This is a genomic window from Pseudomonas sp. 15A4 (genome assembly GCF_016925575.1).
GTDB lineage: Bacteria > Pseudomonadota > Gammaproteobacteria > Pseudomonadales > Pseudomonadaceae > Aquipseudomonas.
Window position 1 is genome coordinate 4041773 of the sequence record NZ_CP068986.1, and the last position, 14781, is coordinate 4056553.

The 14781-nt window shown below is 62.6% G+C and carries 13 protein-coding genes and 1 pseudogene; 4 read left to right on the forward strand and 10 right to left on the reverse strand.

Going from position 1 to position 14781, the window contains the following annotated elements; translation table 11 throughout:
- Window positions 1-5: 5 nt before the first annotated feature.
- The 9 genes and pseudogenes from JN403_RS17810 to JN403_RS17850 form a co-directional block, all read right to left on the reverse strand.
- Window positions 6-1160, reverse strand: a complete 1155-nt coding sequence (locus JN403_RS17810; protein ID WP_205483531.1) for an ATP-binding protein — start codon at window positions 1158-1160, stop codon at window positions 6-8.
- A 182-nt stretch (window positions 1161-1342) separates the two neighbouring features.
- Window positions 1343-2179 carry a phosphodiesterase gene (locus JN403_RS17815; RefSeq protein WP_205483532.1) on the reverse strand — a complete coding sequence of 279 codons (837 nt, stop codon included), beginning with the start codon at window positions 2177-2179 and terminating at the stop codon, window positions 1343-1345.
- Window positions 2180-2199: 20 nt separating this feature from the next.
- A pseudogene (locus JN403_RS17820) lies at window positions 2200-3230 on the reverse strand (ABC transporter ATP-binding protein).
- A complete protein-coding gene (locus JN403_RS17825) occupies window positions 3227-4021 on the reverse strand; it encodes an ABC transporter permease subunit (RefSeq protein ID WP_205483534.1) in 795 nt (264 codons plus the stop codon). Before JN403_RS17825 ends, JN403_RS17820 begins: the two are co-directional and overlap by 4 nt.
- On the reverse strand, window positions 4018-4872 hold the full coding sequence (locus JN403_RS17830) for an ABC transporter permease (protein ID WP_205487476.1): 855 nt from the start codon (window positions 4870-4872) through the stop codon (window positions 4018-4020). Before JN403_RS17830 ends, JN403_RS17825 begins: the two co-directional genes overlap by 4 nt.
- A gap of 15 nt (window positions 4873-4887) precedes the next feature.
- Window positions 4888-5892, reverse strand: a complete 1005-nt coding sequence (locus tag JN403_RS17835) for an ABC transporter substrate-binding protein (RefSeq protein ID WP_205483535.1) — start codon at window positions 5890-5892, stop codon at window positions 4888-4890.
- Window positions 5879-6895, reverse strand: coding sequence for a LacI family DNA-binding transcriptional regulator (locus JN403_RS17840; protein ID WP_205483536.1), 1017 nt, complete (start codon window positions 6893-6895; stop codon window positions 5879-5881). The genes JN403_RS17835 and JN403_RS17840 overlap by 14 nt, the downstream gene beginning before the upstream one ends.
- 264 nt (window positions 6896-7159) lie before the next feature.
- On the reverse strand, window positions 7160-9742 hold the full coding sequence (locus tag JN403_RS17845; RefSeq protein WP_205483537.1) for a glycosyl hydrolase family 28-related protein: 2583 nt from the start codon (window positions 9740-9742) through the stop codon (window positions 7160-7162).
- Window positions 9743-9893: 151 nt separating this feature from the next.
- Window positions 9894-10640 (reverse strand): SDR family oxidoreductase, encoded by a 747-nt coding sequence (locus JN403_RS17850; RefSeq protein ID WP_205483538.1) that lies wholly within the window; start codon window positions 10638-10640, stop codon window positions 9894-9896.
- A 101-nt stretch (window positions 10641-10741) separates the two neighbouring features.
- Between JN403_RS17850 and JN403_RS17855 the strand changes: the two genes are divergently transcribed.
- A complete protein-coding gene (locus JN403_RS17855) occupies window positions 10742-11647 on the forward strand; it encodes an AraC family transcriptional regulator (RefSeq protein ID WP_205483539.1) in 906 nt (301 codons plus the stop codon).
- Between the two features lie 225 nt (window positions 11648-11872).
- Window positions 11873-12223, forward strand: coding sequence for a DinB family protein (locus JN403_RS17860; protein ID WP_240357004.1), 351 nt, complete (start codon window positions 11873-11875; stop codon window positions 12221-12223).
- Between the two features lie 134 nt (window positions 12224-12357).
- On the opposite strand, the gene JN403_RS17865 is transcribed toward JN403_RS17860, so the two are convergent.
- A complete protein-coding gene (locus JN403_RS17865; RefSeq protein WP_122537145.1) occupies window positions 12358-12669 on the reverse strand; it encodes an RcnB family protein in 312 nt (103 codons plus the stop codon).
- 267 nt (window positions 12670-12936) lie between these two features.
- Between JN403_RS17865 and JN403_RS17870 the strand changes: the two genes are divergently transcribed.
- Window positions 12937-13494 carry a GNAT family N-acetyltransferase gene (locus JN403_RS17870; protein ID WP_205483541.1) on the forward strand — a complete coding sequence of 186 codons (558 nt, stop codon included), beginning with the start codon at window positions 12937-12939 and terminating at the stop codon, window positions 13492-13494.
- 103 nt (window positions 13495-13597) lie between these two features.
- Window positions 13598-14776 (forward strand): MFS transporter, encoded by a 1179-nt coding sequence (locus JN403_RS17875; protein WP_205483543.1) that lies wholly within the window; start codon window positions 13598-13600, stop codon window positions 14774-14776.
- Window positions 14777-14781: the final 5 nt, after the last annotated feature.

Consider the following 14781-nt stretch of genomic DNA (forward strand, 5'->3'; position numbering starts at 1 on the left):
CGAGGCTACAAGCCTTCCAGCAGCCCGTCGGCGCGAAGCAGATCAACGATCACGTGCTCATCCACCGCATAGACACCCCGCGAAGCCTTCCACACCAGGTTCTTTTCCTGCAGGGCAATCAGCGCTTGCTGCACGCCCGGCACTTCAACCTTGATGTCGCTTTCCGGGATGCCCGCCTGCTTCATGGCTGTGGCGTACAACGCCATGGTGGGCGCCTCGAACGGGGCGAAGTTATCGCCCATGCTGCCCATGACGCGAATCACGGCCGACTGGATCGGGGTGAGGCTGTGGATCACCTTCTTGAGGTTCGCATTCAATTCATCCGCCTGTGCCCGAACAAGCTCGGCAAACCGCTCACGTACGTTTTCAGGGTCGATGAAAAAATCGAAGCGAATGGCATCAGCCGCTGCGCCAAGCAATTCGGGACGATAGCCGCTTTCTTTGAACAGCTGGAACACTTCTGCCGGATCGAGCGGGGATGGCAGATCGATATTGGCGCACAGCCAGTCGATGTAGTTCTGATCGAGCGTCGGAAACGGCACCATTGATGCCCCGAAGAACGCCTGGTCCTTGCTGTTGCGCAGCATGGCCAGCTTGTCCCGGTTCGAGCCGGTGCAAACGATTCGCAGGCCGTGGTGCCGGGAGCTGTTGAGTTCGTCCCTCGCCGCTTTGAGCGCGAACAGCGCCGCCACACCCGCCTCGGTGGTAATCGCGTGCTGCGCTTCATCGATCATCAGAACGATGAGCTTCTGCGATTCGTCGGAGAGCGCCACCAGCGCTGTGGTGAGGTCGATGTCCTTGCCGAGGCCGATTTTATCCAGACTGAAATTCAAGCCGCCAACAGCCACCTTGTCTATCCCGGAAGCCTTGGCCAGCCGTGTGATGAAGCCATCGTTTCGACCAACCGCTTCGCGGATGGCTTCCACGATGACAAGGCCGGGGTCTTTGGTCAGGTCTTGCCAGAGGTCGGCGTACAGCACGATCGCGCCCGCTTTTTCCAGCGCAGGGCGCAGGTCTTCGCGGGCGAAGGTGGATTTTCCTGTACGCCGGGGCGCTGCCAGGAAGACGCCGGAGCTGGCCGAGCTGCCCACGGATATCTGCATGATCAGCTTGGAAAGTCGGGTGGCCAACTCGGGGCGGTGATAGAAGATTTCAGGCATTTGTAGACCTCAAGCACAGCTCTATAGGCAATTATAGAGCGACTATAGTCCAATTATAGATATGGGTGAAATATACGTTTATAGGTGATTATAGATCGACTATAGAGTGATTATAGGAAACCGCGTTTCAGTCGGGCGCCGCCGGGCGAAAGCGTTGGGACAAGCCAAGGGATCAGGCGTGCCTAATCGATCAACCCCTGCGCGTCATAAAACGGGTACGGCCCCGGATAATCACCGAACACGCCGTTGTGGGTAACAAGGCCCTCCTCCGCATCCCAGCGATGCAGCAGGTAGCCTGCCGGTTCGAGGTTGAAATGCGCCGGAGCGTCATCGCGCAGGTCGAGCACAATCTGGTGCGAGGTGCCCGGGCAGGTGCAACTGATGCTACCGGCGAAGCGTCGTTGCATCGGTCGATGCAGATGCCCGCACAAGACCCGCTCGACCTGCGGGTGGCGTCCAACGACTTCTTCCAGCGCAGCACCGTTGATGAACGCTTCGCGGTCCATGTGGCCGATGCCGGTGACAAAGGGCGGGTGGTGCATGATCAGCAGGGTCGGCACGGCGGGACGTCGACCGAGCACTTCATCCAGCCAGGCCATCTGACTGTCCAGCACTTGCCCGCCGTGGGCGCCGGGGATCGTCGAGTCCAGACCGATCAGCCTCACCGGATGGGCTTCGATCACCCAGTCCAGTGGTGCTTCGGCCGAGATCGGCAGGTACACGTGGTCGGCAAATTCGGCCAGCAGGTGCTCGCGGACGTCGTGATTACCGGGCACCAGATAGTACGGCATGCTCAGGCGCGCCAGCTCGGGGTGCAGGACGGCGTATTCATCCGGGCGACCGAAGTCCACCAGATCGCCACTGATTACCACGATGTCCGGGCGCGGCTGACTGGCGTTCAAATGATCGACTGCGCGGCGCAAGGCGCCGAGGGTGTCGACCACGCCATAGGTCAGTTTGTTGCCAGCCTTGAGGTGCAGATCGCTGATCTGTGCGATGAGAAACGGGGCTTTCGACATTCAACTTATCCAGACAAAAATTACGGGTGCAGGGCGAATAGCGCCCGCGGCTCGATGGCCAAGGCAATGTGATCGCCCGGCGCGTGAATGACGCTGTCGGCGCTGTCCACCAGCAACGGTTGCGCCGCGCCGACCTCAATCAACAAGCGGCTTTGCGCCCCCTGAAAGAACTGCCCCAGCAGACGCCCGTGCAGGTGCCCTTCGCTGCTCACCACCCGCAGATGCTCGGGCCGGCAATACACCATTGTTGGCTCGCCCGCCTCCCCCCATGGGAGTACGCCGCCGCTTACCTTAAGGCCGCTGGCGGTACGCCCGGCCACTGTGAATGCGTTGAGATTGCCAACGAAACCGGCCACGAACGGATTCGCCGGTTGCTGATAGATTTCCCGCGGGGTGCCGAGCTGGGCGATGCGCCCTTGCTGCATGACCAGAATCCGGTCCCCCAGGGCCATGGCTTCGCCCTGATCGTGGGTGACGAACACCGAGGTGATGCCCAATCCGCGCAACAGCTGATCGAGTTCGCTGCGCAAGCGTTCACGCAGTTGCGCGTCCAGTGCGGCAAGGGGCTCGTCGAGCAGCAGGACTTTTGGCCGTGGGGCCAGGGCTCGGGCCAATGCCACCCGCTGACGCTGCCCGCCCGACAGCTCATGAATGCCGCGTTTGGCGTGTTCCTGCAGGCCGACCAGTTCCAGCAGTTCGGCGCAGCGCTTGTTGCGCTCGGCGACGGCCATACCGCGCACCTTCAGGCCATACGCGATGTTGCCTTCCACCGTGAGGTTGGGGAACAGTGCGTAGTTCTGAAAAACCATGCCGACATCACGACGCTCAATGGGCAGACGAGTGACGTCCTGATCGCCGAAGAACACCTGGCCGACGTCCGGCCGCTCCAGTCCGGCGATCATCCGCAGCGTGGTGGTTTTCCCGCAACCGGACGGGCCGAGGATGGCCAGGGTCTCCCCGCCTCGATGGTCAGGTTGAGGTCGTGAACGGCGACAGTGCCGTCGGCGAAAGCCTTGCGGCAGCCGATCAGGCGCAGCGTGGTTCCAGTCATCTTTGCTCTCCACGGGAAAGGCGTGCGCTGATGGCCTGCAACGCCACCAGCAGCGGCACGATCATCAACAGAAATATCAGGGTGTAGGCACTGGCGACTTCCAGCCGCGCCGAGGCGTAACTGTCCGCCAGACCCACCGGCAGGGTTTTGGTCATGGGCGTGTGCAGCATCCACGTCAGGTTGAATTCGCCCAGGGACAGCGTGACCACCATCAGCACGCCGGCAAGAATCCCCGCCCGGCAGTTCGGCACCACGACGCTGAAAAAACGGCCAAAAGGCCCGGCACCCAGGCTGGCGGCGGCCTCCTCCAGCGTCGGCAGGTGTTGACGCTGCATCACTGCCATCACCGGCCGCACCAGAAACGGCAGGGTGAACAGCACGTGGCCGACGAGGATGAACAGCCAACTGCTGCGGAGACTGCCGAACTGGCCGTAGGTCAGCAACAGGGCCAGGGCACTGGCGAGGCCGGGCATGGCGACGGGCAAGACCATCAATTCCTCGAAGGCGCGACTGAAGCGGTTGTTCATCCGCACCAGCGCATAGGCTGCCGGGACGCCGATCACACAGACGCACACCGCGCAGGCCAGGGCTAGTTGCAGGGACAGCCACACCGTCGGCGAGTACGCCTGCCAGACCTGGACGATCCAGTCGAAGGTCAGTCCGCTGGACACGCCCTGAAAATAATTGCGGGTCAGCCCGGCCACCAGCGACATCAGCACCGGCACCAACATGAAGGCGCAGACCAGCAGCGTGAACAGCAGCTGCGCGACGAACAGCGAAGAACGCTTCACAGGACCGTCCTCGATGGCTTGACCATGCGCCGCGCCAGCAGCAACACCGCCCAGGTCAGCGCGCCGAGCACCACCGACAGCGCAGCGGCGACGGTGAAGTTGGCGTAGTTGGTGAACACGTTGTAGATCGCCACGGGGGTGACATTCAGCTGGGTGCCGAGGGTGAACGCCGTGCCGAACGCGCCCATGGACGTGGCGAAACAGATCGCGCCACAGGACACCAGCGCCGGCGCCAGCCCGGGAATAATCACGTCACACACCACCCGCCAGTGCCCGGCGCCGAGGGAATGGGCGGCTTCTTCCAGGCTGCGGTCGAGGCTTTCGCAGGCCGCCATCACCGTGAGAATCACCCGCGGAATCGAGAAATACAGGTAACCGAGGAACAGCCCCGCCAGGGAATAGGCAAACACCCAACGCTCACTGGCCAGTTTCAGGCCCAGCATCGCAAAGAGCCCCTGCCGCCCTGCCAGCAAAATCACCAGAAAGCCCACCACCACGCCGGGAAACGCCAGCGGAAAAGTCAGCAGCGCCACCAGTGTCGAGCGTCCGAAAAAGCGCTGACGGGCGAGAAACACGCCGGTAATGCCGCCGACCAGCAGCGCGGCGAAAGTGACCACCGCGGCAAGCACGCAGGTTTGCGCCAGGCTGCCGAGGTATTGCGGGCTGCTGAGCACTTGCCAATAACCGCTGCCGGCGCCGTCCCGCTGCTGCCCGCCGAGCACTATCAGGTGCGCCAACGGCAACAGCCAGAACGCTGCCAACACGGCCGCCGCGGGTGCCAGGGCCCAGGCGGCCGTTGGGCGCAGACGCCATTTCGGCGCCCCGCGGGCGGCGGCGTCCTGTGCCTTCAAAACCGTGCTGCTCACTTATTCGACCTCGCTCAAGTAACGCGCGGCGAAGGCTTCCTGCACGGCGGCCATGTGCTGGTAATCCACCACGCCGGCGCGGGCGTAATCGCTGTCCGGCAGAAACTGCGCGGCGACGTCTGCCGGCATCTTCATGGCGCGCACAGGGCGCAGATACGCCTTCGCCCACAGCGCCTGGCCCTGCTCGGAGAGCACGAAATCCAGCACCTTCTCGGCGTTGGCTTGATGGGGGGCGTTGGCGACCAGGCTCATCACGTAAGGGACGCTGATGCTGCCCTCTTTCGGGATGACGAAGGCGACGTTAGCTTTGTCCTTGTAGCGGGCGCGGTAGGCGTTGAAGTCGTAGTCCACCAAAATCGGCAATTCGCCGGAGAGCACCCGCGCGTAAGCGGTTTGCTTGGGGACGATCGGGGCGTTCTTCGCCAGTTTCTGGAAGTAGTCGATGGCCGGCGCGAAGTTATCCAGGGTGCCGCCCATGGCCTGGTTGATCGCCACGGCGGAGACGTAGCCGACGAACGCGCTGGACGGGTCGAGGTAACCGACCATGCCTTTGTATTCGGGTTTGAGCAGATCAGCCCAGCTCTGCGGGACCGGCAAGCCGCCCAGTGCATCGACGTTGACCATGATGCCGAGGGTGCCGGAGTGGATCGCGAACCAGTGGCCTTCCGGGTCTTTCAGGCCTGCGGAAATCTGCTCCCAGCCTTTGGGTTTGTAGGTGCCGACGACGCCGGCTTTCTGCGCCTGCAAACCGAAGGTCACGCCGTAATACACCACGTCCGCCACCGGAGCGGCTTTTTCCGCTACGAGCTGCGCCAGGGACTGGCCGGAGTTCTTGTTGTCCAGCGGCACCTGCACGCCGGTGCTGTCGGCGATGGCCTTGAGCTGGGTGCCCCAGTCCGCCCATTCCGGCGGGCAGTTGTAGCAGATCGCGGTTTCGGCGGCCTGGGTCAGGCTGGCTACGCCACACAGCAGCAATGCCGCCAGGGTTTTACTAAAGCGGATCATGGAGCGTCTCCTTGTGAGGCTGAGTACTTTCGCCCGGCCGGATGTGGCACGGCAGGCAATGGGAAGTCGGGGCGGCACCGGCAATCTGCGCCAGCAATTGATCGATGACAGTGGTCGCCAGCGCGGCGATGGGCTGGACCACGCTGCACAAGGTCGGGTGCATCTGGGTGCCGATGGCAATTCCGTCGAAACCGATGATCGACAGTTGCTGCGGGACAGCCCATCCGTGGCGGCGCAGCTCGGCGATCAGACTGATCGCCAGCAAATCGTTGGAGCAGACCAGTGCCGTCAGCGCCTGAGGGCCGCTCAACAACGGCGCGAGGGCGCTGAAATCAGCCTCGGTGTGGCTGGGCATCTCGATGATGGCCATGGCGTTCAAGCGGTGTTCAGCCATGGCGTCGCAGTAGCCCGCGTAACGCTGCCGCGCCCGGTCGGACTGCAGCGTCGGCCCCGCCACCATGCCGATGCGGCGATGACCGGCGTCCAGCAGATAACGCGTGGCGAGGGCCATGCCGGCACGGTTGTCTACCGAGACCGCGCTGTATTCAGTGCTGCCGGGCTGGTGATAAGCGAGGACAAAGGGCGTGTCTTCGGTGCTGAGGCTTTGCAGGACGCGATTGCTGTGGGCGTCGGTGACCGTCAGCACCAGACCGTCGACCCGTTGGCGCAGCAACTCTTCGACCACCGCGCTTTCCCGTTCGGCGCTGTAATCGGTGGTCGCCAGCAGCAGGTTGTAGCCGCGCAACCGCGCGGCGCGCTCCATGGCTTGGAATTGTTCGGCGAACACCGGGTTCAGCAGGCTCGGTACGACCACCCCAATGAGCTGGGTGGTTTGCAGGCGCAGCTGGCGGCCCAGCAGATTGGGGCGAAAACCCAGTTCCCGCGCGGCGGCGAATACTTGGTCTCGGGTGGTGGGACGCACTACGTCGGGGGAGGCGAAACACCGGGCGGCGGTCGCACGGGACACCCCGGCCACCCGTGCTACGTCTTTTAAGTCGCTCATGTTCACTCGCTTGAGATCGATCTCATTGGCGAGGACATTACGGCGTCAATGTGGCATTTCAGGGGCTGGGGTGTGACAGATTGGAGTCAGTGGGTGCGGCGGCATTGACTGTACCCACTTGCATGGGACTGGCTGCGGACCCGTTGTGGGACCGGCTTTAGCCGGGAAGGTGTCAGGTGTCACACCGCAAATCCACGGGTGTTTGGACTGGCCTCTTCCCGGCTGAAGCCGGTCCCACTAATAGAAAGCATGCATCCCGTGAAATCAGGCGTCGGACAACACCACATGGTCCATCGGCGCCGCCACACCCACGACTTTGATCTCAGCCGCATTGGGTGCCGCACTGAACGCAAAGTCGTCGGCGTGCAGGCTGTGGCTGTAATCCCCCGCCAGGGTGACCTGGAATTTCTGGCCCGCGCTGTCCGCTTCATTACTGCGCACGTAGGTGCGGTCGCTGTTGGCGTTGTAGCTGACCTGCAAGGAGCCGTCGCGACCGTTGCCCAGGCCGGTGAAACCCAGCGCGGAGACGTCCAGGATGTCGTGGCCGGTGGTGAAGTCGGTGATCAGGTCTGCCGCGCCAACGTAGCTGTCGCTGATGTGATCGAAGCGGAAAGTATCCGCCCCGGAACCGCCAGTGAGTCGGTCGCTGCCAGCACCGCCGACCAGCAAATCATCGCCGACGCTGCCAGCGAGCACGTCATTGCCCGCCATGCCGAACAAGGTGTCGTTGCCCCAGTCGCCATACAGCGTATCGGCGCCCGCCGTGCCGGTGGCGTTCACCGAAGTCAGCGGTTGGGAGGAATCGACACGGGTGTCGTCCGGGTTGGCGAACAGCACATTGCTGGCGGTCAGGTCGTAGAGGTGATTCCCGTTGATCAGAATTTCGAAGCGGTTGCCGTCGGCATCAGGCTCCAGCGACTTCAGCGCCGTTTGATCGCCTGCCAGATTCAGCACGACTTTAAGCGTGCCGTCGTAACCGTTGCCCAGCCCTTTGAAACCCAGCGCCGTGAGATCGAGGCGATCATGGCCGTTGCTGTTGAAATCCGTGATCACATCACGTTGGGCGTAGCTGCCGCTGGCGTCGTTGCGCAGGCTGTCGCTGACGCGGGTGTAGACGAAGGTATCGGCGCCGGCCCCACCCGTCAGCGTGTCACCACCGCTGCCACCGAGCAGGCGATCTGCGCCACCGTCGCCGGACAGGTTGTCGCGCCCTGCGCCGCCGATCAGCACATCATCGGCGGCCGTGCCGAGAAGCTTGTCGTCACTGGACGTGCCGGTAATCGACGAGAAGAAATTCGCCGCGCCCAACGTGCTCAGGTGGTTGCCGTCGAGTGCCAACTGGAAGCGGTTGCCAGCAGCGTCCGCGTCCAGGCTGGAGAGATAGGTGATGTCGGTGCCAGCGTTATAGGTCGCCTTGAGCGTACCGTTGTGGCCATTGCCCAAGCCGGACAATCCCAACAGTGTCAGGTCGAGACGGTCACTGGCATCGTCGAAGTCGGTGATGCGATCAGTGAACGACGTCGTCGCTGTGCGGTAGCTGTCACTGACCGAGCTGAACCGGAACACGTCGCTGCCCGTGCCACCGCTGAGGCGGTCCGCGCCTGCGCCGCCATGAATCACGTCGTCACCTGCGCCGCCATCGATGCGATCGCGGCCTGCGCCGCCGCTGATGAGTTCGTCCGAGCGGCTGCCGATCAATGTGTCCGCGCCGGCACTGCCGCGTACGATCAGCACATCGCTGTTGTTATAGACCTGGCTTTGGTTTCCCGCCGCACTGATGTCCCCGGCATGGGTGCCATTGATGACATTACCGAAGATCACACTGCCCTCGACGCTCGCCGCGTCAGACGGCACCTCGGCCACGCCAAAGGTCGATCCGGCGCTGCCAGTGATCAGGTTGTCGTAGACGAAATTCTGCGTGCCGTTCTCGCTGCCCAGGTTGCGGATCGCCACTTCCGGCACGTCGTTGCTCTGCGCGTTGGCGTGGATGACGTTGTCGGACACTTCGATGTGCGTGGTGCCTTGCAGATTGACGCCCGACCCGCCGTTGTCATGGATGTCGAGGCGATACACGCCGCCGTATTCGATGCCGCGCATGTGCACGCCATCGCCGCCGTTGCCATAGACGTCGCCGCCGATGACGCTGAAAAAGCCCGTATCGACGCCACTTTCTTCATGGACGTGAATGCCGTCGCCAGCGTTTCCGGAAGCGAGGCTGTCGGTCAGCGACAGCGCCACGCCGCCCAGGCCTACATTGATGCCGTTGCCGCCATTGTCCAGCGCGCGGTTGTCCTGGAAGGTCAATGCGGGGAGCGACCCGCCCAGTGCGAAACCGTCGGAACTGTTGCCCGTGGCCGTGCTGTTGCGCACCGTCAAATGCACCGACGCGCCGGTCAGGTCGAAACCGCTGCCGCTGAAGTTGGTGGCGGTGACGCCATCGATCACCAAGTTGGTGCTGCTCGCCCCTGACTGCGACCAGCCACTGACCTGCCCGCCGCCGCTGACCTGATTGCCATCCAGCGAGAGATTGCTGACGGTCGCGTCTCGAACGGTGCTGCCTGCTACCACGCCCAGCAGAGAGGCGGTATTCAACCCGGCGCCATCGGCCAGCTTGAGCACGCTGTCACCGGCACCATCCCCGGTGAGCGTGACGTTGCTTTTCAGCGCCAGGGCGTTGCCCGAACCATCGCTGTCCGACACAAGCCAGGTGCCGCCAGGGATGTAAACCTTGCCCCCACCCGCAGCGCTTGCGGCATCAATTGCCTTCTGGATGGCGACCGTATCGTCAGTGACGGAGTCGCCCTTGGCGCCATAATTACGGATATCAAAAGTGGGGCTGATGCTCATGCGCTGCTCCTGCCTGGAATACTGACGACCTGTGAACCCGTTGTCGCAACCGGTTCGGCGAACAGGTTGGACCGGCGGATTTCCTGATTGTTAGTACCTTTCCATGGGCTTTCGTCGGATGGACAGCACGATCGGCGATAACGAGGGTTGTTCAGCCCGCCGGCCCCATTAATGCAACTGCATCTGTGCCAGCGGCAATACGCATCGGCGACGCAGGCTCATTCGCTGCACGCCAGATCGCCTCGGCGACGTCCTGGGCCTCGGTTACCAGGGTCGAGTGCGACCATTCGCTGAACACGTGTTGAGCCAGATCGGCGTAGGCGTCCGGAATGCTGCCCTGCATGCGCGGCTGTGCATTTTTGCCGAAATCGGTCCCCGGTGCGCGGCCCGGCAATACCAGATGGACACGAACGTTAAACGGCTCAAGCTCCAGCGCCAGGGATTCGGTGAACGCATTCACCGCCGCCTTGCTCGCCGTGTACACGCTAAGCAATGGCAGGGATTTGAGGGTCACGCTGGAGGTGACGTTGATGACGACCCCCGCGTTGCGCCCGCGGAACTGCGGCAGCACGGCCTGAGTCATCGCCATGGTGCCAAAGGTATTGGTCTCGAACATGCTGCGGACCTTGTCCATCGAGCAGCCTTCAAGAGCGCCCAGCAGTCCGATGCCGGCGTTATTGACCAGCACATTGATCGGCCCTGCAGCGTCGATCGCCTTCTGGATGCTGTCTGGGTCGGTGACGTCTAGCGCAAGCACGCGCAGATGCTCGGACGCTTTGAAAAGCGCTGCATCGGCCGTGCGCATGGTCGCGATCACCTTCCAGTTTCGGTCGAGGAAATATTGGGCGGTAACCAGGCCGAAGCCCGATGAGCAGCCGGTGATCAGAATGGTTTTCATGGGTGTGTCTCCATCGCGTGATTGACAGTGACGCCACGATAAGCTGTGGTAACCGGACTTAATATCATCCCCCGTCCGCTTTTCTTTAGCAGGAGTCCGGCATGTTCGATCCGCTCGCTGAGGTCGTCACCCTGCTGCAACCCAGTGCCTCGCTGTCCAAAATCGTGAGCGGCGCAGGGGCATGGCGGGTCCAGCGCTCGGTGCACGGCCAGCCGTTTTACTGCGCGATCCTGCAAGGGGGATCTCGGCTTTCGGCGGCCGGACATTCGCCGATCACCCTGCAGGCGGGCGACTTTGTGTTGATCCCGGCAGCTTACGATTTCGAGATGATGAGCCTTCAGCCGCTGGCAGACGGCGACGGCGAGCGCGCTCCTCTCGAGGTCCGTCCTCGGGACATACGTGTCGGCCCGCTGGACGTGCCCGTCGACGTTCAGTTGTTGGTCGGTCACTGCACATTCGGATCGCCGGACGCTGCTTTATTGGTCTCGCTGCTCCCGCAACTGATTCATGTGCGCGGCGAGCCCCGGCTTACGACGCTGGTGGAGTTGGTGACCGAGGAAGCCCGCGTTCAGCGGCCAGCGAGGGACGTGATCCTCGCCCATTTGCTGGAAGTGCTGTTCATAGAGGCGCTGCGCTGCACCGCCACCGAAGCTGCGCCACCGGGGTTGCTGCGCGGGCTGAGTGACGAGCGCGTCGCGATGGCGCTAAGGCAGATGCACGAGCACCCGGGCAGGCCGTGGACCGTGGAAGAACTGGCCAGGGAATCTGCCCTTTCACGCTCGACGTTCTTTGAGCGTTTTCAGAACGCATTGGGCATGCCACCCATGGCGTATCTGTTAGCGTGGAGGATGGCGCTGGCGAAGAAACTGCTGCGTGAGCGCGTGGAGGACATTGCCGGGATTGCACAGCGCGTGGGTTACGGCTCGGTAAGTGCGTTCAGCGTGGCATTCACCCGCTACACAGGGCGCGCGCGGGGGCGGTATTCGCGGGAAGGCAACGTGGGATGACTGACCCTGCGCGAACTTACTAACATTCGTCACTCCAGCCACTTAATGCGGGCACTCTCCGATGAACAGCTATCTGGCGCAGGCACACAATAATCGATGGTCGAACCGGCGCCTGCTCTCGGCATGCCTGGGGTTGAGCAATGAAGAATACCTGGCGCCGCGAACAGGTTTTTTCCCTCAATTGAGCTGACGCTGCGGCACATACTGGATGTCGATCAGTTCTACCTGGCCGCGCTGACGTTTGATCTGGAAGGTCAACGAAAGGATCTGCCCGGGCATCTGTCGCTGCAGGAAATCGTCCAGCTCCAAACGGAAACGGACGACCGACTTGTTACGTATTGCGAAGGTCTGGATGAGCACGCGCTTTGTCGTCGAGCGGGTGTGGTGCGGGCGACGGGCATTATTCCGGGACGCGTGGATCGCCTGTTGCTACATCTGTTCCAGCACCAGATTCACCATCGTGGGCAGGTTCACACCATGCTGTCCGGTACCCGCGTACCGCCGCCACAACTGGACGAGTTTTATCTGGATGGGGATTTGCCCTTGAGGGCATGGGACAAGCCACTTCCCGGCTGAAGCCGGTCCCACATGTTCACTGCGTACATTCAGTGACACTGGCGATGGACGCATTGTAGGACCGGCTTCAGCCGGGAAGGCGTGAGCCGGCGCGCCATCATGTGATGGCCAAACAAGCCGCTCCTGTCGCCAACTTACTTATGTCCCTTAGCCGGGACCATCTGTTTGATCGTGCCGGTGGGAATGTCGATCAGGGCATATTTGTCCTCAAGCTGCACCCATTGCTGGTTTTTGTCCGGCGCGCTCAAATGACGTGCTTTCCAGTCTTTCAGCGCCAGGCTCGGACGTTGGTACTGGTCAGGGGCGTTGTCGCCTTCCTTAATTTCCTTGACCCCTGCACCTGGGCGATCCATCGTCACGCTTGGCTGTTCGGCAGCGTAGGAAAAGCTGCTGACTGCGCAGACTGCGGTGAACAGCAGATGAGGGAGGTATTTCTTTCCGAGCATGATCAGGTCCTCTGGCAAACGAGTGCCGCTAATTGAGTAGAGATTGACGGTGCATCCGTCATGCTCTGACCGGGGCTGATTCCCAGGAGTTCGATCGGATCACCGGCCCATACGCTCGCAACGGCTTTCGTGGCGCTGCCCAGCGGGGCAACAGCAGATGCCAAAAGCTGACGATCAACAATATCCGGGAGCCAGTGGCAGGGCGCTTGTTCTCTGCCCACTGTATGTGGCATCAATATCGCTGCACTGCTTGCACGGAAAACCCGCATGGACAGCCCCACGTTCCAGACTCCCCGACTGACACTCGCCCCGCTGCGGTTAACCGATGCGCCCGTCATTCAACAGTTGTTTCCCCAGTGGGAGGTGGTCCGGTATCTGGACAGCCATGTGCCATGGCCCTATCCCGACGACGGCGCGCTGACCTACCTCCGCGACATTGCGCTTCCTGCCATTATAGAGGGGCGCGAATGGCACTGGACCCTACGCCTGACACCAGAGCCGGCGCGGGTGATCGGCTGCATCAGCCTGCACGATCAGCCCGAGAACCATCGGGGTTTCAGGCTGGCGCCGCCATGGAGAGGTCACGGTTATATGCAGGAGGCGTGCGAAGTGATCAACGCCTTCTGGTTCGAAACCCTGCAGCGGCCAGTCATGCAGGTGCCCAAAGCCGCTGACAACGCGGCGTCGAGAAAGATCTCCGAGCGCGAGGGCATGCGCATGATCAACCGCCGGGACGGCCACTTTGTGTCTGGCCCGATGGTTCAGGAGCTCTGGGAGTTGACGCGCGATGAGTGGCTGGCGATCAAAGCACGGACCTCGGGATGATGCAGCAGGGACTGATTTTCAGGGACAGTTCCTTGATTGCCTGTTGACCTGCCCCGTCTCAATCCCTAGGGTAGCCGGCCTTCTTCGCCCCCTCAGGAACCCCATGTCCAACCGCAGCAAACTCCCGTCCACCGTCTACCTTCTGGGCCTGACGATCTTCTCGCTGGTGACGGCCGAATTCATGGTCGCTGGCATGATGCCGGCGCTGGCCGATGCGTTTTCGGTCAGCCTCGCCCAGGTCGGCAACCTCATCGCCTTCTACGCCCTGGGCATGGCCATCGGCGGTCCGCTCGTGACCGTCCTGCTGCTGTCCAGAGGCATCAGCAACAAACGCTCGTTGATCGCGCTGCTTATCTGTTACGTGGTGGCCGGCGCCATTGCAGCCGCCGCCCAAACTTATCTGGTGCTTGCCGCTGCTCGCGTGGTCATGGGCATCTCCAGTGCCGTGTGCATTGGTCTGTGCATGACGGTGTGCGCAGCCCTCGTCACACCGGAACGACGCGGTCGCGCGGTTTCAGTCGTCCTTGCGGGGCTGATGCTGTCCCCCGTCGTGGGCGTGCCGCTGACCACTTGGGTCGAGCAACACTTCGGCTGGCGTGCGAGCGCCTGGCTTGTGGTAGTGCTGGCGATGCTCTGCACGGTGCTGGCGAGCAAACGCCTGCCCGCGAGCGCCAATGGCAGCGAACCGCCCCTGCGCCAACAAGTCGCGGACATGAAGAATTCGCCCCTCTGGGCGGCGTACGTCACCAGCGGGCTGATCATCGGCGCGACCTTTGCCGCATTCAGCTACTGCACGCCCATCCTGATTCAGGAAGTCGGCGTCGCGCCGAAATTCGTTGCGCCGTTGCTGGCGCTGTATGGCGTCGCGAACGTGTTGGGCAACTGGGTGGTGGGCCGACTGGCGGATCGCTACATGATGGCGATCGTCGGTTGGGGCCTGGCAATCATGGTGCTGGCGTTGTCGGGCTTTGCCCTGGCCGGGCATCACCTGTGGCTGAACCTGATGTGCTTCCTCGCCCTCGGGCTGACCGGTGTGGCGCTGAACCCTGCGATGGTCGCGCGGGTCATGAAAGCGGCCGAGCCCGGCGCGCTGGTCAACATCATGCACACCTCGGTCATCACCGCCGGACTGGCGTTCGGCAGCTGGGCGGGCGGTGTGACAATCGATGCGGGCCTGGGATTGCGATCGCCGCTCTGGGTCGGTGCGGCCATGGCCCTGGCAGGCTTGCTGAGCCTGGTGCGGCCGATAGCGATGCGTCGCAGCCAGGCGTTGTGCGACTGAAGGCG